At 68.4% G+C, this 22241-nt stretch carries 18 protein-coding genes; 8 read left to right on the forward strand and 10 right to left on the reverse strand.

Features of this window, described 5'->3' with window-relative positions; genetic code table 11:
• Positions 1-9 precede the first annotated feature (9 nt).
• Complete coding sequence (locus tag K3U94_RS01230; protein WP_230987343.1) at positions 10-1392, reverse strand: NADP-dependent succinic semialdehyde dehydrogenase; 1383 nt, start codon at positions 1390-1392, stop codon at positions 10-12.
• A 113-nt stretch (positions 1393-1505) separates the two neighbouring features.
• Between K3U94_RS01230 and K3U94_RS01235 the strand changes: the two genes are divergently transcribed.
• Positions 1506-2432, forward strand: coding sequence for a hypothetical protein (locus tag K3U94_RS01235; RefSeq protein ID WP_047320475.1), 927 nt, complete (start codon positions 1506-1508; stop codon positions 2430-2432).
• 78 nt (positions 2433-2510) lie between these two features.
• Here the strand turns inward: K3U94_RS01235 and K3U94_RS01240 are convergent, their stop codons facing one another.
• Entirely contained in the window at positions 2511-6740 is a 4230-nt protein-coding gene (locus K3U94_RS01240; RefSeq protein ID WP_220695312.1) for an alpha-(1->3)-arabinofuranosyltransferase, read from the reverse strand.
• A 49-nt stretch (positions 6741-6789) separates the two neighbouring features.
• Complete coding sequence (locus K3U94_RS01245) at positions 6790-6963, reverse strand: DUF2613 domain-containing protein (RefSeq protein ID WP_019738802.1); 174 nt, start codon at positions 6961-6963, stop codon at positions 6790-6792.
• A 134-nt stretch (positions 6964-7097) separates the two neighbouring features.
• Here K3U94_RS01245 and K3U94_RS01250 point away from each other — a divergent pair, with 134 nt between their 5' ends.
• A complete protein-coding gene (locus K3U94_RS01250; RefSeq protein ID WP_220695313.1) occupies positions 7098-8285 on the forward strand; it encodes a glycoside hydrolase family 3 N-terminal domain-containing protein in 1188 nt (395 codons plus the stop codon).
• A gap of 78 nt (positions 8286-8363) precedes the next feature.
• Positions 8364-8990: a TetR/AcrR family transcriptional regulator gene (locus tag K3U94_RS01255; protein WP_047320473.1), complete on the forward strand. Its 627-nt coding sequence runs from the start codon at positions 8364-8366 to the stop codon at positions 8988-8990.
• Between the two features lie 13 nt (positions 8991-9003).
• On the opposite strand, the gene K3U94_RS01260 is transcribed toward K3U94_RS01255, so the two are convergent.
• Both K3U94_RS01260 and gjpA read right to left on the reverse strand, forming a co-directional pair.
• Positions 9004-10476, reverse strand: a complete 1473-nt coding sequence (locus K3U94_RS01260; protein WP_230987344.1) for a PE-PPE domain-containing protein — start codon at positions 10474-10476, stop codon at positions 9004-9006.
• 64 nt (positions 10477-10540) lie between these two features.
• Positions 10541-11626 (reverse strand): outer membrane porin GjpA, encoded by a 1086-nt coding sequence (gene gjpA, locus K3U94_RS01265; protein ID WP_220695314.1) that lies wholly within the window; start codon positions 11624-11626, stop codon positions 10541-10543.
• Between the two features lie 225 nt (positions 11627-11851).
• Here gjpA and K3U94_RS01270 point away from each other — a divergent pair, with 225 nt between their 5' ends.
• On the forward strand, positions 11852-12457 hold the full coding sequence (locus K3U94_RS01270) for a TetR/AcrR family transcriptional regulator (RefSeq protein ID WP_220695315.1): 606 nt from the start codon (positions 11852-11854) through the stop codon (positions 12455-12457).
• 19 nt (positions 12458-12476) lie between these two features.
• On the opposite strand, the gene K3U94_RS01275 is transcribed toward K3U94_RS01270, so the two are convergent.
• Complete coding sequence (locus K3U94_RS01275; RefSeq protein WP_220695316.1) at positions 12477-13319, reverse strand: MaoC/PaaZ C-terminal domain-containing protein; 843 nt, start codon at positions 13317-13319, stop codon at positions 12477-12479.
• 5 nt (positions 13320-13324) lie between these two features.
• The gene (locus tag K3U94_RS01280) at positions 13325-14689 is read right to left on the reverse strand and encodes a 3-oxoacyl-ACP reductase (RefSeq protein ID WP_047320513.1); all 1365 of its coding nucleotides are present in this window, start codon (positions 14687-14689) and stop codon (positions 13325-13327) included.
• A 107-nt stretch (positions 14690-14796) separates the two neighbouring features.
• On the opposite strand from K3U94_RS01280, the gene K3U94_RS01285 reads away from it, so the two are divergent.
• Positions 14797-16176: an acetyl-CoA C-acetyltransferase gene (locus K3U94_RS01285; RefSeq protein WP_109519648.1), complete on the forward strand. Its 1380-nt coding sequence runs from the start codon at positions 14797-14799 to the stop codon at positions 16174-16176.
• A 116-nt stretch (positions 16177-16292) separates the two neighbouring features.
• Here the strand turns inward: K3U94_RS01285 and K3U94_RS01290 are convergent, their stop codons facing one another.
• From K3U94_RS01290 to K3U94_RS01300, 3 genes are all read right to left on the reverse strand, one after another.
• Entirely contained in the window at positions 16293-17021 is a 729-nt protein-coding gene (locus K3U94_RS01290) for a DJ-1/PfpI family protein (protein WP_220695317.1), read from the reverse strand.
• Positions 17022-17033: 12 nt separating this feature from the next.
• On the reverse strand, positions 17034-18002 hold the full coding sequence (locus tag K3U94_RS01295) for a GlxA family transcriptional regulator (protein ID WP_220695318.1): 969 nt from the start codon (positions 18000-18002) through the stop codon (positions 17034-17036).
• Between the two features lie 149 nt (positions 18003-18151).
• Complete coding sequence (locus K3U94_RS01300) at positions 18152-19987, reverse strand: acyl-CoA dehydrogenase (protein WP_220695319.1); 1836 nt, start codon at positions 19985-19987, stop codon at positions 18152-18154.
• Between the two features lie 278 nt (positions 19988-20265).
• Here K3U94_RS01300 and K3U94_RS01305 point away from each other — a divergent pair, with 278 nt between their 5' ends.
• The 3 genes from K3U94_RS01305 to K3U94_RS01315 all read left to right on the forward strand — a co-directional run bounded on the left by K3U94_RS01305 (position 20266) and on the right by K3U94_RS01315 (position 22134).
• Positions 20266-20742, forward strand: a complete 477-nt coding sequence (locus tag K3U94_RS01305) for a flavin reductase family protein (protein WP_434084944.1) — start codon at positions 20266-20268, stop codon at positions 20740-20742.
• A 71-nt stretch (positions 20743-20813) separates the two neighbouring features.
• Positions 20814-21209 (forward strand): TIGR03618 family F420-dependent PPOX class oxidoreductase, encoded by a 396-nt coding sequence (locus K3U94_RS01310; RefSeq protein ID WP_220695320.1) that lies wholly within the window; start codon positions 20814-20816, stop codon positions 21207-21209.
• Positions 21210-21264: 55 nt separating this feature from the next.
• Positions 21265-22134 carry an inositol monophosphatase family protein gene (locus tag K3U94_RS01315; protein WP_220695321.1) on the forward strand — a complete coding sequence of 290 codons (870 nt, stop codon included), beginning with the start codon at positions 21265-21267 and terminating at the stop codon, positions 22132-22134.
• Positions 22135-22241 lie beyond the last annotated feature (107 nt).

The raw sequence follows: 22241 nt of genomic DNA on the forward strand, positions 1-22241 counted from the left end.
GGGTCGGCGTCAGGCCACCCACACCGTCTTGAGGTTGCAGAACTCCCGGATGCCGTGGCCCGAGAGTTCCCGGCCGTAGCCGGATCGCTTGATCCCGCCGAACGGCAGCTCCGGGTAGGACACCGTCATGCCGTTGATAAAGACCTGGCCGGCCTCGATCTCGTCGGCGAACCGGCTGATCTCAGCCTCATCGCGGGTCCAGGCGTTGGACCCCAGGCCGAACGGGCTGGCGTTGGCGATCTCGATGGCCTCGTCGATGTCGGCGGCGCGGTACACCGATGCCACCGGGCCGAACACCTCCTCGGTGAAGATCGCCATGTCGCGGCTGATATCGGTGATGACGGTGGGCGGGTAGAACCAGCCTGGGCGGTCCAGTCGCTTGCCTCCGCAACGGATTACCGCGCCGGCAGCGGCGGCGGCATCGACCTGCTGCGCCACCTCGTCGCGGCCCGCTTCGGTGGCCAGCGGCCCGACGTCGGTGTCCCGGTCGGTCGGGTCCCCGACCCGCAGCGCAGACATCTGGCTGACGAACTGGGTGACAAAGTCGTCGTAGATGTCGGTGTGGACGATGAATCGCTTTGCCGCGATGCATGATTGGCCGTTATTCTGCACCCGCGCGGTCACCGCGGTGCGCACCGCGGCCTCCAGGTCGGCCGAGGGCATGACAATGAACGGGTCGCTGCCGCCCAATTCCAGCACGGTGTGTTTGACCTCGTCGCCGGCGATGGCCGCGACAGAACGCCCGGCGGGCTCGCTGCCGGTCAAGGTTGCCGCCGCCACCCGCGGGTCGCGCAACACCCGCTCGACAGCACCCGAGGAGATCAGCAGGGTCTGGAAGCAGCCATCAGGGAAACCGGCGCGGGTCAACAGGTCGGCGAGGTACAACGCGGTCTGCGGAACGTTCGAGGCGTGTTTGAGCAGGCCCACGTTGCCGGCCATCAGGGCGGGGGCGGCGAACCGCACCGCCTGCCAGAGCGGGAAGTTCCACGGCATCACCGCCAGCACCACCCCGAGCGGCTGATAGCGGGCGAACGCTTTGGACGCGTTGACCTTCGATGCGTCGGCGACCTCGTCAGCCAGCAACTGTTCACTGTGGTCGGCGTAGTACCGGAAGCCCTTGACGCACTTGAGCGCTTCCGCTTTGGCCGAGGTCAAGGTCTTGCCCATCTCGAGGGTCATCATGGCGGCGACCTCGTCGGCTTCGGTCTCCAGCAGATCGGCCGCGGCGTGCATCCATCTGGCACGCTGAGCGAAATCGGTGCGACGGTATTCGACGAAGCGATTCGCCGCGCGGGTGATCGCGGCATCGACTTCCGCGTCGCTGGCGGCGGTGAACGTCTTGACCGTCTCGCCGGTGGCGGGGTTGGTCGTGGCTATGGGTGTTGCGGGCACGCGGACCTCCTTGTCAAGCGCTGCGGTGGGAGAGTGCATGTCCAGCCTGCCACCATCGAACCGCGTAGGCTCGCGACGAGCCAGCGTCAGTACATCGATACGGGAGTTGCCCGATGCGTTTCAACCCACCGCCCAACTGGCCGCCCGCGCCACCTGGCTGGGCACCGGACGCCAACTGGGCGCCTGACCCGACGTGGCCGCCCCCGCCCCCGGGGTGGCCGCTGTGGGTGGAGGACGACGCGGCCGGCGTGGCCCCCGGGGGCTACCCGCCCTATGGTGCGCCGTGGCCGGTTCCGGGGCCTGAGCCCAGGTCACGCAAGGTGTTGTGGCTGTCGCTGGCCGCGGCCGCGGTGGCGGTTGTGGTGGTCGTCGGCCTGGTACTGAGCCTCGGCGGCCGGCTCACGGCAGAGGACAAGCCGTCTCGCAAGCCTGACATCACCAACCTGACTTCGGAGATGCTGGTGGAGCGGTCCTCCTTCCCGGACTCGTCCGGCGGAAAGTGGATCAGCGGGGTGAACAGTGCCGGCGACGCGCCCTCGGACATGCCCAATCTGACGGTCGACCCGCCCGAATGCGCCGACTTCTACTCCAGTCCCGCGTCCGCCACGCAGACGGCGACGGCGACGTTGGCCAAGCTGCAGCCCGGCGGCCTGCACACGATGCGCGTGCGGCTGGCGCTGACGCCGGATCATCCGAACCTGAAGCGGTTCGTGGAGAAGTGCCAGACGTTCAAGCAGACCTTCGAGCAGAACGGGCGTTCGGTGACCACCGACATCCAGATGAACCCGCTGGATGCGGATGGGGTGCCGCCGTGGGCGGTCGCGACCGTGATCACGAGCGCCAGCAAGGCCGCCATCCGGTTGCCGATCTCGATCACGGCCTCCACCATCTCCGGCTATTACCGCGGGGTGCTCGTGGTGGCGACCAGCAACGACATCGGGTTGCGGATGGAGAGCGACGGATCCGACGACGCGACGCACGCCGAGGATCTGGTGAAGCTGTTCAACACGCAGATCGAGAAGCTCGAAGCCGCGCAGTAACCGGGCGCCCAGAAGTACAGGCGCTGGCTCTGCGTCCATGGCGCAAGAGTGCGAGTGGGGCACGCCGTACTCGCAGAGTCAACGCCTGACACCGCTGGCGACCACCGCGGTCGCGGCCACCACCGCCACCGACACCAGCGCCGCCAGCTGCACTCCCGCGGAATGGCCGGCATAGCCGTCCACCGACCGCCAAGGATGCCGGCACAGCATCGCACCCGCCGTGATCAGCCCGCCGGCGCTCAACCCGAGCCGTGCCACATCAAATGCGCGCTGCCGATGCCGCAGTGCGAACAGCAACACCAGCGCGGCCCCGAACACCGCCGCTCCGGTGATCCCGGCGATCAAGAAGCCGACCGTCAGGGCACCGGTCGCCGCCACGCGGCGGCTCGGGCCCCAGGGCTGCACTGGCGGCCCGGGATCGCGGATCCGCCGCGCCGGCCACCAGGCCAACAACGCCAGCAGCGGGAGCAGAGCCAGCCCGCCGGCCATCCCGAACCGGTACATCCGGTTAGGCCCGAACTCCCATGTGATCGTGTCGTCGGTGCCCGCGGGCAGCACAAAGCCCTGCTGCCATCCGTTGACCGCCACCGGAGCCAAGCGTGCGCCGTCCGACGTGCGCGCCACCCACCCGCCGTTGATGCTCTCCGGAACGACCAGTACCCGAGCGGCCGCGGCGCCGGGCACCGTCACCTCCCGCCGGTCGGAGCCCCAGGCGCCGAGCACCGCCGGTGTCGTCTTCGACGCGCCGGCAACCGCTGACGGCCCGGACAGCGTCGCGCCGTCGACCACGAACGCCGGGCCGGGGCTGATCATCAACTCCTGCGCGCCGGGCGGCAATGCGATCGGACGCAGATCGCAGGCCTGCGCCGCCACCGGCTTGTCGTCGAGAAGCGCGCCGACAGTCGTGGTGATCGAGGTGTGCACGAACCGGCCCGCGATCGCGATGATCGGGCCGTGGTCGCAGTCGACGTGGACCGGACGTGACCGGTTGCGGGCGTGATCGGCGGGGGCAACGGGACGTCCGTCGGCGCCCAGCACACTGACCTCGGCCAGCCCCGGCGGCTTGAGCTGATCGAAGCCGATCGCGGTGCGGTCGATCACGTCCTCCCACCCCAGCAGGCTGATCGTCACGGTGTCGGTGACCCGCGGCAGCAGCCGCACCTGCTGAGCGTCGGATTCCGCCAACTCCCGGACCTGGGGGCCCGAGCCCAAGTCGATCGCCACCAGCGTGGGATGCGCCGGCAGCGGCGACCGGCTGGGAGTGAACCGCACTCCGGTCACCTTGACCGGCCGGGGCAGCGTGATGGTCAGGGTCGGCGGGGACCGGTGCGCGACCACCCGCTGCGACGCCGTCCACGCCGTGCCCGGGTCACCGTCGGCGGCGGCATACGCCGACCCCAGTACGTCGAGCACGTCGGCGTCACCGCGGGCCCGCAGGCTTCCCGGCTCGGCGATCAGGTCAACCAGATTCGGGCCCTGACGCGGCCGCACCCAGACGGTCGGGGTCACCGACATGGGCCGCGGCACGTTCAGGGTGCGGCTGAAGGTGGCGGGCTCCTCGGGCTCGAGCATCATCGACGCCGCGCAGCGCACCGCGCCGTCGGCCGGCGCGCAGCCGGTTCGGCCCGGCAAGCCCGCACCCAGGTCCCACTGCGCCACCTGGGCGCCTGCGGGTGGCGCGGGAACGAGCGCCGTGTGGCGCAGGTCGACCGGATGCGCGAAGCCCGAGGCGTCGTACTGGGTGACCGCCAAATCGGTGATGCCGAACTGCACGCCGGGGGAGCCGTCGTCGGTGCCCGACGCGGTGATCCGCACCCAGGGTGTTTCGCCGTAGGGCAGCGCGGCGATCAGGGGCTCGCCGGCGCGGTCGAACCGCAGCGTGGTGGTGCCGTTGACCGTGGAGATCTGGATCCGGCGCACCTGCGCGCCGACGGCCGTCGCGCTGGGCGTCACGGTGATGGTGCCGTTGGTCAGCGGGTGGTCGAAGTCCACCTGCAGCCATTGGCCGACCGCCGACTGCAGGGCATTGGACACCCAGGCGGTTCCCGAGTCGCCGTCGATGGCGGCGGCCGGCGAAGTCGACGGCGCGACGTCGGGCAGCGTGGTGGCGTCCGAGGACGAGCTGGACGCGGTGAGCCGGCCCCCGAGCCAGCCGCCGAACACGGTGCTGGCGCCGGGCGTCGGATAGTCCGGCACCCGGCTCAGGGTGTGCCGGGGGTCGCCGGCCGCGCGGATCGTCGACGAGTGGTCATCGACCCGGCCGTAGTCGGTCTCGCGGGCCAGGGGGGTGTCGGTGACGGTGACCACCGGTGTGCCCACGTCCGCGCGCCGGGCATCAGCGGTCATCAGCACCGGGCCCAGCACCGGCTCACCGCGCAACCGGCGGTGTTCGTCGAGTCGCAGCAACACCTCCGGGCCCCCGTCGACCCGGGGCATCGCGTCAAGGTCGGTCAGGTACGGCGTGCCCGCGGATGCGCCTGCCACCGGGTCGCCGACCCGGTAGATCTCGATCGCCGGGTAGGCCGGCCGCAGGCCACTGTCGGCGACGAATCCCGGGACCGTGCCCGACCCGACGGGATCGCCGAACTGGGCCACCCGTTGCAATCCCGGTGAGCCGTCGACAGCGCGGTGCACCAGCAGTGGCCGGGCCGACCGTGAGGTGTCGGGGTCCAGGTCGTTGCGCACCACCAGGTAGGAGATGCCTTGTCTGGTCAGAGTGTCGGCCAGGCCGGCGGACGGGCGGCCGGCGGCGAACAGGCGCTGCACCGAGTCGAGCGCCCGAATGGTCTGCGGCGGGGTCAGCGGGATCGAGTCGCGCACCCCCCACGGGCCGACGTCGAGGACCTGCAGGGGTTCGTCGTGGCTGGTGCCCCAGGTCTGGGTGGCGAACGGCGCTCCCGGCGCCACCAGCACCCGGCCGGGGGTCGCGCCGCCGCCGTTGTGTTCGGCGAGCCAACTGGCGGCGTCGCGCCAATACTGCGGCAGCGCGCTGAATGTCCCCGGCGGGGTGAGCCGGCCGGTCCAGGCCAGCGAGGTGCTGACCAGCAGGGCCGTCAGGACCACCAGGCCAACAGCGGCCGACTTGTGGTGCTCGGGGTGCACGAACGCGCGCCGCCACACCAGTGCCGGCGCGCTGCCCGGCAGCGGGATGCGGCCCAGCAGATGAATGAGCCCCAGGACCACCGGGATCCGGATCACCGACTCGAGTTTGTGCAGGTTGCGCAGCGGCGCTCCCGCTCCGTCGAGGAACGCCTGCACCGAGTGGGCCAGCGGCGAGCCAAGCCCGCCCGCATAGCCGATGGCCAGCAGCGTCACCCCGATCAGCAGCATGGTGACCAGCCGTCCGGCGCCGGGCGACCGCCGCGACAGCATGCCGGTCAGCCCGGCCAGACCGGCGGCCGCGACCAGGCAGGTGCCCAGGATCATCACCGGGCGGGTGACCAGCGGCGCCCCGGCGGTGGCGTTCGGCGCGACGAACGGTGTCCAACTGTGGGTGCCGCGCAGCATTTCGGTCAGCGAGGTCCACCGGGTGGTGACGCCCGCCGATTCGATGAAATCCAGGAAGGGCGGGCTGACTCGGCCCAACAGCACCAGGGCCACCAGCCACCAGGTCACCGCCAGCGTCAGCGCCAGCAGCCACCAACCGGTGAACCGCCACCAGCGTCGGTTGGGGCGGTGGCACAGCCACCAGATCATCGCCGGCAGGCAGCCCGCCAGCGTCGCGACCGCGTTCACGGCGCCCATCAGCGCAACCGCGACCCCAGCCTGGCCGGCCAGCATCCGTGCCGGCCGCTGCGGGGCGTCCTGGCTCGGATCGCCTGGCGCGCCCAGCGCCCGGATGACCGGTAGCAGCACCCACGGGGCGAGCACCATCGGCAATGTCTCCGAGGAGATCGAACCCAGCGTGGTGAGCACTCGCGGCGACAGGGCGAATGCCGCGGCGCCGATCACCCGTGCCGTCGGGGTCCCGATCCGCAACGTCTCGGCGACCCGCAGCAGGCCCCAGAACGCAAGAGTCAGCAGCACGGCCCACCACAGCCGCTGAACGATCCAGCCGGGCAGCCCCAGCAGGTCACCGGCCAGGAAGAATGCGCCGTGCGGGAACAGATAGCCGTACGCCTGGTTCTGCACCTGGCCGAACGGCAGCTCGCTGCTCCACAGGTTGGCGGCACGAGCCAGGAACCGCAGCGGAGCGAGAGTCAGATCGAGCTTGGTGTCCGGAGAGATCCGGCCGGGAGCCTGCAGCAGGCTACAAGTCAGAGAGACGGCGCCGACCAGCCACAACCAGCGCCGCGGCAACGGTGTCACAGCCTGCGACTGTGCCGGCGGACGGTCAGGTGTTGCCGGCGTCCGCAGGTCAGCCGCGGTTGCCGTATTCCACCCTGTTCAGCACCGAGGACGCCGGGTCGCCTCCGGCGATCTGCGGCTTGGTGTCTTGCTGCACCATCAGCGTGACCCCGAAGACGGCCGCCGCACCCAGCAACACCCCCACGACGATGCTTATGGCGGCCGGCACCACGAACCGAGGCATGGTCAGGCTCCTTCTGCACTCTCGTGACGTAGATCAAGGACGCCATCAACACCAGCCCCCGCTTGGCGCCCGACCGCCAACGTAGCACGTGGGCCTTGCGTACCCTCTTGTTCCGGCCGTGACAGCATGGTGCGATGCCTGGATCGCTGACTCGACAACTGCCCGGTCTGCTGCTTGCCGCCGCGGTGCTGCCGGCGCTCGTCACGTCGTGCTCGCACCGTGACGAGACGCCCGCGCCGGCGTCGGAGGCCGCACCGTCGGACACCACTGTTGCCGCGCCGCCGGTGGACCCGGTGTGTGAGCAGGTGTCGGCCCTGTCGGTCCGCGACAAGCTGGCGCAGCTGGTGATGGTGGGCGTCCGCGACGCAGCGGATGCACGCGCGGTGGTCACCGATCACCACGTCGGCGGCATCTTCATCGGCAGCTGGACCGAGCTGTCCCTGCTCACCGATGGGTCGTTGAAGGAGATCAAGGAAAGCCAAGCGCCCACCGGCCCGCTGCCGCTGGCGGTCAGCGTGGACGAGGAGGGCGGCCGAGTGTCGCGGCTGTCGTCGCTGATCGGGAAGTCGCCGTCGGCGAAGGAGCTGGCGCAGACCAGCAGCGCCGCGCAAGTACGTGAGCTGGCCGCCGAGCGGGGCCGCAAGATGGCTGACCTGGGCATCACCGTCGACTTCGCGCCGGTTGTCGACGTGGTGGACTCCGACACCGACGACGACACCGTGATCGGTGACCGTTCGTTCGGGTCGGACCCGGCCAAGGTCACCGAGTACGCCGGCGCGTACGCGCAGGGTCTGCGTGACGCCGGGCTGCTGCCGGTGCTCAAGCACTTCCCCGGTCACGGCCACGGTTCCGGTGACTCGCACACCGCCGGTGCGGTGGTCACCCCGTCCCTGACGCAGTTGCAGGACAACGACTTGGTGCCCTACCGCACCCTGGTCACCCAGGCGCCGGTGGCGGTGATGATGGGCCACCTGGAAGTGCCCGGGCTGACCGAGGATCCCGCCAGCCTGAGCCCGGCGGCGGTCAAGCTGCTGCGCACCGGTACCGACTATCACGGCCCGGCGTTCGACGGCCCGGTGTTCAGCGACGACCTGTCTTCGATGGCGGCGATCACCGAGCACTACGGGGTCGCCGAAGCGGTGCTGCGCAGCCTTGCGGCCGGTGTCGACATCGCGTTGTGGGTCACCACCGACGAGGTTCCGGCGGTGCTGGACAGGCTGGAGCAGGCGGTGTCCGCCGGTGAGCTGAAGCAGGAGGCCGTCGACGCCTCGCTGGCGCGGGTGGCCGCGGTCAAGTTGCCCGGTACGCGCTGCCACGGCTGATTCCGGCGGCGCGGGCAGCACACAAGTTACTCTTCGGTAAGATCGTGCCGAGGGGGAGCGCGGAAGGACCTCGAGGCGATGGCAGCTGGTAGCAAGCGATTACCGCGGGCCGTGCGCGAACAGCAGATGCTCGACGCTGCGGTGCAGATGTTCTCGGTCAACGGCTACCACGAGACCTCGATGGATTCGATCGCCGCGGCCGCGCAGATCTCCAAGCCGATGCTCTACCTGTACTACGGCTCCAAAGAAGAATTGTTCGGGGCGTGCCTGGACCGCGAACTGCGCCGGTTCGTCGAGTCGGTACGCACCGAGATCGACTTTCAGCAGCCCCCGAAAGACATGCTGCGCAATACGATTCGGGCGTTCTTGCGCTACATCGATGCCAACCGGGCGTCGTGGATCGTGATGTACACCCAGGCCACCAGTTCGCAGGCGTTCGCCCACACCGTGCGCGAGGGCCGCGAGCGGATCATCGAGCTGGTCGGCCGGTTGCTGCGGGCCGGCACACGTAAGCCGGAACCGGGCGTCGACTTCGAGTTGATGGCGGTCGCGCTGGTGGGCGCCGGCGAGGCGATCGCCAGCCGGGTCAGCACCGGTGACACCGGCGTGGACGAAGCCGGCGAGCTGATGATCGACCTGTTCTGGCGCGGCCTCAAGGAAGCGCCCGGCGGCCGCGACGGCGCCGACGCCGCCGCGGCCGGGTGATCAGGCGCGGCCTTCAGGCCGTGAAGAGATCCTGGATGGTCGCGGTGATGCCTGCGACCGCGCCGTTGAGTGCCAGGTACTCGAAACCGGCTGCCAGCGTGCCCAATCCGACAAGGCCGGCAACCGGCAGGCCGATGGCGTCGACGATGTCGCCCTGGGAGAGTTCCTGGGCGAACACCTCGAAGGCATACGCCGGTGCGGTGGTCAGCAGGGCGTTGAGGATGTCGGCGGTCGGCAGCAGCGTGGCGTAAGCCTGCGCGGCGATGCTGCTGACCGCGTTGGCGAGTTCGCTGAGGCTGGGCAACGCGAACGACGTGACGTCGCCCGCCGAGGGGCCCAGGAAATCGGCTGCACTGGGGAAGGACAGGTTCGACAGGTCGTTGACGAAGGCATTCCAGCCCTCCTGTGCCCCATTGCCCAGCGCCGTCAGAACCTCACCCCAGTTGAGGTCGGTCGGGAACAACTCGAACGGCACCGCCACATCGGCCGGGCCGGCGGACCAGCCTTCGGTGGTGCTGCCGTAGCCGAGGTCTACCAGGACCCGCATGCTCGGTTCCAGGAGGTCGTAGATCGGCTGACCGATGACCGGGATCGACTGCAGCGGCATCAACAGCGGCAGTATCTCGCTGGGAATCATGAAGTACTGGGCGTTTCCGGTGTAATCCTCGCTCATCGGCATTTCGATGGCCGTCGCCAGCTGTTCGGGGGTCAGGCTCGGGTAGATCGTGTGCTCGTAGATGATGCCCAGGACAGCGTTGAGGTCGGCCAGGAAATTGATCGGGTACTTCGGGAAGTCGGCATAGCCGTCGTATTCCAGGGTGTAGACGCTGGTAGCCCACGGGGCGTCGTCCGGGATGGCGCCGTTGAACGTGATGCCCAGGCTCGGGATGGTCGGGTAGCTGCCATCGGTCAACACATCGAAGCGCTCGAACAGGCCGCCATTGGGATTGTTGGGGGCACCCAGCAGCACGAAGGAGAGTTGGTCGGCGGTCGGCTGTTGGTCGGGAGGCAGCGCCAACAGGTCGCGCATCACGATGGTGGAAATGGTGGTGCTCTGCGAGTAGCCCAGTACGACGAGGTTGTTCCCCTCAGCGATCTGCTTGTTGATCGTGTCGTGCAGGATGGTGACGCCCTGGGCGATCGACGGATCCAGTTCCAGGCTCTTGACGCCGCTGTTGGGGTAGAGGCCTTCCGGCGTGAACAGGGGGTTCGTCGCATCCACCGGGTAGCTGGGCTGGCCCGGGAAGAACGGGGTGGTGGGGTCGATGTAGCGGGCGAAGAGCGCGTCCATGTAGCTCTGGGGCGGGATCGGCAGGCCGCTGCCGCCCATGATCCACGCCTCGGTGTCCAGCAACTTCGCCTGGGCGAGCACGGTTTTGGCCCCGATGGTCCACGTCGGTTGCAGTGCCGGTAAGACACCCAGGGCGACGGCCCCGGTGATCGCCAACGACACGGCACCCAGCGAACGAAACTTCGTGTTATTCACGGCAACTCCCTCTGGCAGATCTTCGATAAAACTTTGACAGGTATTCGTTTGGACTGGCGCGGATTCAGAGACCCAGCCAGCCGAGGTCGGTGCTGAGGGCGTCCCCAGGGTCGGCTACGTCGGTGGGAAGGGTGGGAAAGGTCAGGTCGGCTAACGGATTTCCTGTGCCATCCCAGCCGATTGCCCCTGCGAGAATCTGCGACAAGCTCTCCAGGGCGCCCATGGGCCCAACCGGCACACCCCCGATGCCGGCGGGAAGCGGGCTTTGCATGACGAAGGCGAGCGCGTTGAACAACGAGCCGCCGATGCCGAGATTGTCCGGGATGGTGCCGTCGGTGGCCCCGGGCGTGAGCAGTCCCCCAAACGCGATGCCCAGGGAGGTGAAGACGACACCTTCGGGCAAGATGCCCTCCTCCGACAGCAGTGGTAGCAGGCCAGAGAGGTCGAGGGTGGCCCCGTTGAGGAAGGCGTTGGTGAGGTTGGCGGGGATGTTGATCAGATCGTTGAGCGCCGCTGTGACGTCCGGGTTGTCGCCGCTGAGATCGTCTGTGATGACCTCGACGCTGTTGACCAACTCCACGATTGGGCTGACGAAGGGGCCGACCAGGCCCATGAGCACGCCGCTCAGCGGTGACGCCAGGTAATCCACCGTCGTCATCACACTGTCCACGGTTGCCGGGTCCAGCTGGAGGAAGGCTTCCAACACCAGGGGAAGCAGGTTGTAGAGCTGAGTGTGGGCGGCCTCGAGCGTGTGTGGAAGCGTCGCACTTATCACCTCGTCGGGAGCGCCGCCCAGCACGAAGGACTCCGATGCGGTCTGCAGGTGATCACCGATCTGGGTGAAGATGTCCCCGATGCTCCCCGGATTTTGAACGAGTTGGCCCAGGTAGCCGATCTGGTTGACGATCGCTTGTTGCCAGGTCGCGGCGGGGGCTTCGAAGAAGAAGTCGGCAAGGGCTGTGACATTGGCGGATGCGGTGTTGAAGGCGTCCACCCACGGGGTGATGGGGTCGAACTCCCCGGCGGTGAGGTGCACCGCCGGGTTATGGAGGTTGGGCGTGGGCAGTGCCACCGGGGTGGCGGCGAGGGTGCCGGCACCTAACAGGGCCAGGCCCACTGGGATCCAGGGACGACGGGCAGTGCGGTGCATGGCTATCTCCTTGTGCGTCTAAGTGAGCGGCGAGCATCCGCCGGTGGCGGGGTATGCAATCGAGCGGTCAAGACGAAACGTGAAGCGCATATGTGTCCTTACAATGTCCTGGAGGCACTGCCGTCAGGCCTGACCAGCAGGAATGGTGGCAGAACCTCAGTTCACTGTTCATCTGATTAGTCAGATTAGCTGTGACGCACCTATCAACGCAATAGGGGAATCCCAATGAAAAATGCCACGCGGGCCGAGCAGCGCGTCGCGACGCGTCAGGCGCTGGTGGGCGCGGCGGTCGAACTCCTGCGGACCGAGGGTGTGGTCGCGGTGACGACGCGCCGAGTCGCCGGCGCCGCGAACGTGTCGCAGAGCACGGTGATGTACCACTTCCCGACCCGTGATGACCTGGTGACCGCGGCGGTCGCGCAGCTCGCCTTCGAATTGGCGAATCAGGCCCGCATCCACTTCGAAGAGACGGCGGCGGCCGCCACGCTCGACCTGAACGGGTATCTCGACCTGATCTGGCGTGAATTCACCACGCCCCAAGCACTTTCGGTCGCTCAGCTGTGGGTGGCGTGTTGGACGGACCCGCAACTGGCCAAGACCGTGAAGTCGCTGGAGCAACACATATACGGACTGGCCGTCACCTCCGCCGAAGCGTTACCCGCACCCGCTCCGAGTTTCTCGGCGCGGGCCTATATGGACACGGTGATGGTGGTCGTCCGCGGGCTGGTGATGTCGATCCCGGTGTGGGGCATCGACGTCGTCAGCGCTCGCTGGGAGGTCAGCAAGGCCAACCTGCTGAAGGCGGCCGGCCTCGCGGTCGACAACGTCTGATTCGCAACAGCGGTGCGGGTTACAGCGCCCGCACCGCCCCGGTCAGGTAGGGGTAGCCCTTGGCGATATTGCGCAGCGCCAGATCCCAGCCGCCGTCCACCTTGTCGATGTAGAGGCCGGGGCTGGCCGGCAGCAACATCGGCTTGCCGAACCGCACCGCGTAGTCCACCGCGTCCGGAAGCGCACCTTCGATGTTGGCCAGAACCGTTGCTGCGGAGAACATCCCGTGCGCGATAGCGGTGGGGAATCCGAACAGCTTGGCGCCGATCGAGCTGGTGTGGATCGGGTTGTGATCGCCGCCGGCCGACGCGTAGCGCCGAATCTGTGCCGGAGTGACCCGCAGCACCGCGTTGGGCGGGCCCAGTTTGGGCTGCTTGGCCGGTGGGGGCTTCGGCTCGTCGGACAGGCTGGTGCGCTGCTGATGCAAGAACGTCGTCACCTGATGCCAGGCCGGGTCGTTACCCACGTTGAGGGCGGTGACGATGTCGACCAGCAGGCCCTTGCGGTGCTCCCGCAGGTTCTCTGCCCGCACGGTCACTCCGACGGTGTCGGTGACCGCGATCGGGCGCAGGCGCGTGATCCGGTTCTCGGTGTGCACCGAACCAATTGCGGCGAACGGGAAGTCGAACCCGGTCGCCAGCTCCATCACGGTCGGGAACGTCAGCGCGAAGGGATAGGTCAGCGGGACCTGATCGGCGAAACGCAGCCCGGTGACGGCCGCGTAGGCGGCGACGTGGTTGGGGTCGATGGTCAGCTCGTCGACCCGCAGGGTCCGGTTCGGCAGGGTTTGAGTGCGCGGGATGAAGGGCAGCGCCCCGGCGACCGCACGCACCATGTTTCTCAGGCCACTTGGCTGTGTCATGCCATTCACGCACCCAGCATGGCTTGGCCGCAGACCCGGATGGTGTTGCCGGTCACCGCATTCGATGCCGGGCTGGCGAAGTAGCCGATCAACTCGGCGACATCGACGGGCTGACCGCCCTGGAACAGCGAGTTGAGCCGACGGCCCACCTCACGGGTGGCCAGCGGGATCGCCGCCGTCATCTCGGTCTCGATGAACCCCGGGGCGACGGCATTGATCGTGATGCCCTTCTTGGCCAGCGTCGGAGCCAGCGCTTCGGTCAAGCCGATCATGCCGGCCTTGGTGGCCGCGTAGTTGGTCTGGCCGCGGTTGCCCGCGATGCCGGCCATCGACGACAGGCCGATCACCCGGCCGCCCTCACCGATGCTTCCGTTGGCGACCAGACCTTCGGTGAGACGTTGCGGCGCAAGCAGGTTCACGGCCAAGACGGCGTTCCATCGGGCGTCGTCCATGTTGGCCAGCAGCTTGTCGCGGGTGATGCCGGCGTTGTTGACCAGCACGTCGGCCTTGCCGCCATGGTGTTCGGCGAGGTGCGCGGCGATCTGCTCCACCGCGTCGTCGGCGGTGACGTCCAGTGCCAGTGCGGTGCCACCTACCCGGGAGGCCGTCTTCTCCAGTGCCTCGGCGGCTGCCGGGACGTCGATCGCCACCACCTTGGCGCCGTCCCGGGCGAACACCTCGGCGATGGTGGCGCCGATGCCGCGCGCCGCGCCGGTGATGATCGCGACCTTGCCCTCCAGGGGGCGGTCCCAGTCGGCGGGGGCCGTCGCGTCGTCGGCGCCCACGTAGAACACCTGGCCGTCGACGTAGGCCGAGCGGGCCGAGAGAATGAATCGCAGCGTCGATTCCAGACCGGTGGCGCCGGGCTTGGCGTCCGGCGACAGGTACACCAGCTGCACCGTTGCGCCGCGCTGCAGTTCCTTGCCCAGAGAGCGGGTGAAACCCTCGAGTGCGCGCTGGGCGATGTGCTCGTCGGCGCTGCCGGTCGCCTCAGGGGTGGTGCCGACGACCACCAGACGCCCGCAGCGCCCCACGTTGCGCAACAGCGGGGTGAAGAACTCGTGCAGTGCGGTCAGCCCGGCGGGCGAGGTGATGCCGGTGGCGTCGAAGACCAGTCCGCCGAACGAGTCGGCCCAGCGACCGCCCAGGTTGTCGCCGACCAGCTCGTAGTCGTCGGCCAGTGCGGCCCGCAGCGGCTCGGCCACCCGGCCCGACCCACCGATCAGCAGGGGTCCGGCCAGCGCCGGCTCGCCGACCCGGTAGCGGCGCAGGGTCTCGGCCTGCGGGACGCCGAGCTGCTTGGACAGGAAAGACCCGGGTGCGGAGTTGAGGATCTGGGACAACAGGTCGGATGAGAGCTTGGGTGCCACTGAGCTGCCTTCCATGTGGGGATGTGCCTGGTGCGGGCTACGGTGTCGACAACGAACTTACTCCAGAGTAAGAATACTGGGTAGTATCAGCCCGACCGTCCCCGGCAATGCGGGGGGACCCACCATCAAACGGAGAGATCGTGGCATCTGCATCTGCTGCTAAGCCCGCTGAGGCAACCACTGGCACGCGACGTCGGGTCGCCGTCCTCGGGGGCAATCGCATTCCGTTCGCGCGTTCCGACGGCGCCTACGCGAACGCGTCCAACCAGGACATGTTCACCGCGGCGCTGGGCGGCCTCGTCGATCGGTTCGGCCTGGCCGGCGAGAAGCTGGACGCGGTGATCGGCGGGGCGGTGCTCAAGCACAGCCGCGACTTCAACCTGATCCGCGAATCGGTGCTGGGCTCCGCACTGTCGCCCTACACGCAGGCCTTCGACCTGCAGCAGGCCTGCGGCACCGGGCTGCAGGCGGCGATCTGCGCCGCCGACGGGATCGCCGCCGGTCGCTACGAGGTGGCCGCCGCCGGCGGGGTGGACACCACCTCGGACGCACCCCTGGCGATCGGCAACGAACTGCGCCGCACGCTGCTCGCGCTGCGCCGGTCCAAGTCCAACGTGCAGCGCCTCAAGCTGGCCGGCAAGCTGCCCGCCGCACTGGGCGTGGAAATCCCGGCCAACAAAGAATCGCGGACCGGCCTTTCCATGGGCGAGCACCAGGCCATCACCACCAAGCAGATGGGCATCAAGCGCGTCGACCAGGATGAGCTGGCCGCCGCCAGCCACCGCAACATGGCCGCCGCCTATGACCGCGGCTTCTTCGACGACTTGGTGACGCCGTTCCAGGGCCTCTACCGCGACGACAACTTGCGGCCCCAGTCCAGCCCGGAGAAGCTCGCCACGCTCAAGCCGGTGTTCGGCGCGAAGGCCGGCGACGCCACCATGACCGCCGGCAACTCCACCCCGCTCACCGACGGCGCGTCGGTGGCGCTGCTGGCCAGCGAGGAGTGGGCCGCCGCGCGCAAGCTGACTCCGCTGGCGTACTTCGTCGACGCCGAGACGGCCGCGGTGGACTACGTCAACGGCGCCGACGGCCTGCTGATGGCCCCCACCTATGCGGTGCCGCGACTGTTGGCGCGCAACGGCCTGACCCTGCAGGACTTCGACTTCTACGAGATCCACGAGGCGTTCGCCGCCACGGTGTTATGCCACCTGCAGGCCTGGGAGTCCGAGGAGTACTGCAAGGAGCGGCTGGGACTGGACTCGGCGCTGGGCGCCATCGACCGGTCCAAGCTCAACGTCAACGGCTCGTCGCTGGCGGCCGGGCACCCGTTCGCGGCCACCGGCGGCCGGATCGTGGCGCAGGCGGCCAAGCAGATCGCCGAGGCCAAGGCAGCCAAGAAGGGCACAGCGAAGAACAAGCCGGTGCGTGCGCTGATCTCGATCTGCGCCGCCGGCGGCCAAGGCGTGGCCGCCATCCTCGAGGGGTAGACGTTTGGCCCGCGCCGTCGCCGGGTAGTCGAGACAACGGTTCGCTTCGCGTGGCCGCTCGCCCCCGGTGGCACCGCGAAGCAACCTGCTCCGGTCCGCCGTTGAACTGAGGGGATTCAGCGGCGGACCGTTTGAGCGCGTCGGTTCCGAACGGCGCCGATCGCCTGATCCCACAGCAGCAGCGCGCTGGCCTTCAATTGGGCCGGCTTCGCCAGCTCCCTGGCCATCAGCGCGGTGGCCGCCGCCTTGGTCTGCACCGAGGCCTTCGAGGTGTGGCCGGAGTCGAACGGCGGCTGCGGGTCGTATTCCATCGACAACTGGATGGCCTTGGCGCGGCCCTCGCCGCCGATCTGGCCGGCCAGCCACAATCCCAGGTCGATACCGGCCGACACCCCCGCACAGGTGACGATGTCTCCCTCGTGCACGATGCGCTCGTCGCCGACCGCGGTGGCGCCGAAGGTCTTGAGCGCGGGCAGCGCCATCCAGTGCGAGGTGGCGCGCTTGCCGGTGAGCAGCCCGGCGGCGCCCAGCACGACCGAGCCCGAGCACACCGATGCCGTCCATGTTGCCGTCCGGTGGGCGGCCCGGACCCAGTCCAGCAGCTTCTCGTCGCGGGCATGTTCCATGGTCGTCATCCCGCCGGGGATCAGAATCACGTCGGGGGAGGGCGTCTCGTCGAACGAGTGGGTTGCCCCGACCACCAGTACCCCGGAGTCGGCGGTGATCGGCCCCGGCTCGTGCCACACGAAGCGCACCTGCGCATCCGGGAGCCAGCGCAACACCTCGTAGGGGCCGATGAAGTCCAGCGCGGTGAAGCCGGGGTAGAGCACAACGGCGATCTGCATGGGTCTTTCCTTTCAGGCGAAGGTCTTGCGGTAATGATCGGGTGAGATGCCGAGTCGGCGAATGAAGGTGCGCCGCAGGGTTTCCGCGGTGCCGAATCCGCAGCGTCCGGCGATCGCGACGACGGTGTCGTCGGTCTCCTCGAGCTGTCGCCGTGCGGCCTCGGTACGCACCCGCTCCACGTACGCGCCCGGCGCCATCCCCACCTCGTCGGTGAAGACCCGGGTGAAGTGCCGGGGACTCATCGAGGCCCGCGACGCCAGCTCGGTAATCCGATGCGGGCCACCGGGTTCGGATTCGATCAGCTCCTGCACATCACGGATCGGCGCGCGGCGGGATCGCGGCAGCCAAGCGGGAACCGCGAACTGGGACTGGCCGCCGGGGCGTCGCAGATACAACACCAGCCAGCGAGCCGCGGTCTGCGCCACCTCGGTTCCGTAGTCCTCTTCCACCAACGCCAGGGCCAGGTCGATGCCGGCGGTGACCCCGGCCGCGGTCCACACCGCCGCCGAACTGCGCACGAAGATGGGCTCCGGGTCGACGGTGACGTTGGGGAACTCCCGGGCCAGTGCGTCGGCGAACGCCCAATGTGTGGTGGCCCGGCACCCGTCGAGCAGCCCCGCCTGCGCGGCCAGGAACGCGCCGGTGCACACGCTGACCACCCGCCGGGTGTGGGCCGAGGCGCGGCGGACCCAGTCGACGGTTTCCGGGTCGGACTGCGCCGCCTGGACGCCGACGCCGCCGGGTAGCACCAGGGTGTCGACGGGCTCGTCCGGCTCGGGCAGGGGACTGGGCGTGAGCGCCAGCCCGCTGCTGGTGGTGATCGGTGCGCCGTCGACGCTCGCCACCGTGACCTCATAGCCGTCCTCGCCGCGGCCCTGACCGAGCAGGACCAGCGTCGCGGTGGCGAAGACCTCCGCCGGCCCGAAAACATCCAGCGCCTGGATGCCGGGATAGCCGAGGATGACGACCGTGCGTGTCATGCCCTCAGTGTCAGCGGTCAGCGCCGGTGGCGTCTACGACACATATCCCACAAATCAGGACAAGCCTAGGTCGCCGGGGGAGGGGGCCCAACAATGCAACAGGCCCCCAAGGGGTCTCCCCGGGGGCCTGCGCGGTCTGTGCGCGGCGTCTAGAACGCCGCTTCGTCGAGCTCCATGATGTCGTTGTCGATGTTCTCGATCACCGAGCGAGTGCTGGTCAGCAACGGCAGGAAGTTCTTGGTGAAGAACGACGCCACCGCGATCTTGCCCTCGTAGAAGGACCGGTCGGCGCCCTCGGCGCCTGCATCGAGCTTCGCCACCGCCACCGCCGCCTGGCGGGCCAGCAGCCAGCCGATCATCAGGTCGCCGACGCTCATCAGGAAACGCACCGAACCCAGGCCGACCTTGTAGATGCTGGAGATGTCCTCCTGCGCGGCCATCAGGTAGCCGGTCAGCGTCGCCGCCATGCCCTGCACGTCGGCCAGCGCGGTGGCCAGCAGCTCCCGCTCGGCCTTCAGTCGCCCGTTGCCGGTCTCGTTCTTGATGAACGTCTCGATCTCGCCCGCGACGTGGCCCAGTGCGGCGCCCTTGTCGCGGATGATCTTGCGGAAGAAGAAGTCCTGCGCCTGAATTGCCGTGGTGCCCTCGTAGAGCGAGTCGATCTTGGCGTCACGGATGTACTGCTCGATCGGGTAGTCCTGCAGGAAGCCCGAACCACCCAGGGTCTGCAGACTCTCGGTGAGCTTGGCGTAGGCCTGCTCGGAGCCGACACCCTTGACGATCGGCAGCATCAGGTCGTTGATCCGGACCGCCAGGTCGGCGTCGACACCGTGCAGCGCCTTGGCGACCGCTTCGTCCTGGAAAGTGGCGGTGTACATGTACAGCGCGCGCAGACCCTCGGCGTAGGCCTTCTGGGTCATCAGCGACCGGCGGACGTCCGGGTGGTGGGTGATGGTTACCCGCGGCGCGGACTTGTCGGTCATCTGGGTCAGGTCGGCGCCCTGCACCCGCTCCTTGGCGTACTCGAGTGCGTTGAGGTAGCCGGTGGACAGCGTCGCGATGGCCTTGGTGCCCACCATCATCCGGGCCTGCTCGATCACGTCGAACATCTGCGCGATGCCGTTGTGCACCTCGCCGACCAGCCAGCCCTTGGCCGGTACGCCGTGCTGGCCGAAGGTCAGCTCGCAGGTGGCCGAGACCTTCAGGCCCATCTTGTGCTCGACGTTGGTGACGAACGCGCCGTTACGCTCGCCGAGCTCACCGGTCTCGAAGTCGAACAGGAACTTCGGGACGAAGAACAGCGACAGGCCCTTGGTGCCGGGCTTCGCGCCCTCCGGGCGGGCCAGCACGAGGTGGAAGATGTTCTCGAACAGGTCGTCGGAGTCAGCCGAGGTGATGAACCGCTTGACACCGTCGATGTGCCACGAGCCGTCCTCCTGCTGGACGGCCTTGGTGCGGCCGGCGCCCACGTCCGAGCCGGCGTCCGGCTCGGTCAGCACCATCGTCGAGCCCCAGCCGCGCTCGGCGGCGAGGATGGCCCACTTCTTCTGCTCTTCGGTGGCGATGTTGTAGAAGATGTTGGCGAAGCCGGCGCCACCGCCGTACATCCACACCGCCGGGTTGGCGCCCAGGATGTGCTCCTGCAGCGCCCACATCAGGACCTTGGGCATCGGAATGCCGCCGAGCTCCTCGATGACCCCGACCCGGTCCCAGCCGCCTTCCAGATGGGCGCGCACCGACTTCTTGAAGGACTCGGGCAGCGTCACCGAGTGGGTGGCCGGGTCGAACACCGGCGGGTTGCGGTCGCCGTCGACGAACGATTCGGCAATCGGGCCCTCGGCCAGGCGGACCATCTCGCCAAGCATTTCCTGAGCGGTGTCGATGTCCAGGTCGGCGTAGTCGCCCTCGCCGAAGACCTGGTCCAGGCCCAACACCTCGAACAGGTTGAACACCTGGTCACGGACATTGCTCTTGTAGTGGCTCACTGCTTCCTCCTCATGGAATGCCACCTGATGGTTGGGTACTCGGGATTAAGTTACCCACCAGTAACGTAACCTGAAATATACTCGCCAGTAGCCATAGTGCAAGCTGGTGTGAGCTATGTCCTTTGTTGGGGTAACCAACCGGTTGGTCTCGCCCCGGAAAAGCGGTCCTCAGCGGTCGATCTGCCGAGGCCACGGGGCGGCGGGTAGGGTTCTGGGCGACCAGACCAGACGAGGCGAATGAGTCCCCGGTGAATCCCCACGTGAGTTCCGCGAGCAACCTGACCCCGCTCACCCCGTCGTCGCTGCGGGAAGCCTTCGGGCATTTCCCGTCCGGAGTGGTGGCAGTGGCGGCCGAGATCGATGGTGTTCGGGTCGGCCTGGCGGCGAGCACCTTCGTGCCGGTCTCGTTGGAGCCGCCCCTGGTGTCCTTCTGCGTGCAGAACACCTCGACGACGTGGCCCAAACTCAAGGACTCGCCCCGGTTGGGCATCAGCGTGCTCGGCGAGGCGCACGACGTCGCGGCGCGCACCCTGGCCGCCAAGACCGGTGATCGGTTCGCCGGGCTGGAGACGGTGACCAACGACGGAGCGGTATTCATCAAGGGCACCGGCGTGTGGCTGGGCAGCGTCATCGAACAGTTGGTGCCCGCCGGGGACCACACCATCGTGGTGCTGCGGGTCTGTGAATTGACCGTCGACCCGGAGGTCGCGCCGATCGTGTTCCACCGCAGCGGTTTTCGCCGTCTCGGAGGCTGATCGCCCGGACCGGTGGTACCCGGCCGCTGTTGTGTCCAGACCTGACGCCTGCACATGGTGAGGAGCCAACCATGCCGCTTCCGGAGGAACTGCTCGATCTGCTCCGGCGACCCAGCCTGTGCTTCATCGCCACGTTGATGCCGGATGGGTCGCCGCACCTCACGCAGACCTGGGTGACGACCGACGGCGAGCATGTTGTGATCAACATCGTCGACGGGGCGCAGAAGGCCCGCAACATCGCCCGCGACGCGCGGGTGGCGATCAACGTCGTCGACCCCGACGACACCAGCCGCTACTACGCGGTGCGCGGACGTGTCGTTGATACGACGACCGAAGATGCTGCCGCCAGCATCGACGAGATCTCACAGAAGTATCTGGGCGTGCCGTATCCCAATTTCACCGGCGGGCCCGAGACTCGGGTACTGGTCACCGTCGTCGCCGACCGGATCACGCCGCCGGCACACTGACGAGTGGTCACGGCGGTTCGTGCGCCAGCCACAGCGGATGTGTTGGTATGGGCAGATGGCGAATCTCAGTAGTGACCCCGTGCAATTGAGGTCCACGGCCGAGACGCTGGTAGCCGAGGCCGCCGCCTTCGTCCGGCGTCGACGCGCCGAGGTGTTCGGCGCGCAAGGGGTCGAGTCGTCCTCTGGCCTGGTCCAGACGAAAAGTAGTCCGACCGATCCGGTCACTGTGGTCGACACCGAGACCGAGAGCCTCATCCGGGATCGGCTGACACAGCTGCGGCCCGGTGACGCGGTGCTGGGCGAGGAAGGCGGAGGTTCCGGCGACCTCTCCGGAGGTGAACCGGGTCTGGTCACCTGGGTGGTCGACCCGATCGACGGCACGGTGAACTTCATGTACGACGTCCCCGCCTACGCGGTTTCGGTGGCAGCGCAGATCGGCGGGGTGTCGGTAGCCGGCGCGGTTGCAGACGTGGTCGGTGGCCGGATCTATTCTGCCGGCGCCGGATTGGGCGCGCGGGTCGCCGATGAGCAGGGAACTGTTGGGCTGCGCTGCACCGATGTGAGCGAGTTGTCGCTGGTGCTGCTGGGCACCGGGTTCGGCTATTCGCCCCGGCGCCGGGCCGCCCAGGCGGCGTTGCTCGCCCGGCTGTTGCCGGCAGTGCGTGACGTCCGCCGGGTCGGTTCGGCCGCGCTGGACCTGTGCATGGTCGCTGCCGGGCGGCTGGACGCGTACTACGAGCATGGGATCAAGCCGTGGGACTACGCCGCCGGAGCGCTGATCGCCGTGGAGGCGGGGGCACGGGTGGTGCTGCCCGGGCCGGAGATCGACAACGGCGAGGTGTGCGTCGCCGCGGCGCCGGGCGTCGCCGATGCCTTGATCGCACTGCTGCAGCGTGAAGGTGGGTGGGCCGCCATTCCGCAGTAGCCGGGTCACGCCAGAAGCATTGTGAGCGGGTTCACTTCGCGGCCGGTTTATTGCCTATCACCTGTTGACCACCATTCGACTGCGTCGGTAGAACGGGAACGTGCAGA

The sequence above is a fragment of the Mycolicibacter heraklionensis genome (genome assembly GCF_019645815.1).
In the GTDB taxonomy this organism is placed as follows: Bacteria; Actinomycetota; Actinomycetes; order Mycobacteriales; family Mycobacteriaceae; genus Mycobacterium; species Mycobacterium heraklionense.

Bases quoted from the DNA above. Each gene is read 5' to 3' on its own strand.
- K3U94_RS01250 (WP_220695313.1), top strand. From the start codon at position 7,098: ATGCCTGGATCGCTGACTCGACAACTGCCCGGTCTGCTGCTTGCCGCC.
- K3U94_RS01255 (WP_047320473.1), top strand. From the start codon at position 8,364: ATGGCAGCTGGTAGCAAGCGATTACCGCGGGCCGTGCGCGAACAGCAG.
- K3U94_RS01270 (WP_220695315.1), top strand. From the start codon at position 11,852: ATGAAAAATGCCACGCGGGCCGAGCAGCGCGTCGCGACGCGTCAGGCG.
- K3U94_RS01295 (WP_220695318.1), bottom strand. From the start codon at position 18,002: ATGACACGCACGGTCGTCATCCTCGGCTATCCCGGCATCCAGGCGCTG.
- K3U94_RS01285 (WP_109519648.1), top strand. From the start codon at position 14,797: ATGCGGGGGGACCCACCATCAAACGGAGAGATCGTGGCATCTGCATCT.
- K3U94_RS01315 (WP_220695321.1), top strand. From the start codon at position 21,265: ATGGCGAATCTCAGTAGTGACCCCGTGCAATTGAGGTCCACGGCCGAG.
- gjpA (WP_220695314.1), bottom strand. From the start codon at position 11,626: ATGCACCGCACTGCCCGTCGTCCCTGGATCCCAGTGGGCCTGGCCCTG.
- K3U94_RS01275 (WP_220695316.1), bottom strand. From the start codon at position 13,319: ATGACACAGCCAAGTGGCCTGAGAAACATGGTGCGTGCGGTCGCCGGG.
- K3U94_RS01310 (WP_220695320.1), top strand. From the start codon at position 20,814: ATGCCGCTTCCGGAGGAACTGCTCGATCTGCTCCGGCGACCCAGCCTG.
- K3U94_RS01290 (WP_220695317.1), bottom strand. From the start codon at position 17,021: ATGCAGATCGCCGTTGTGCTCTACCCCGGCTTCACCGCGCTGGACTTC.
- K3U94_RS01235 (WP_047320475.1), top strand. From the start codon at position 1,506: ATGCGTTTCAACCCACCGCCCAACTGGCCGCCCGCGCCACCTGGCTGG.
- K3U94_RS01245 (WP_019738802.1), bottom strand. From the start codon at position 6,963: ATGCCTCGGTTCGTGGTGCCGGCCGCCATAAGCATCGTCGTGGGGGTG.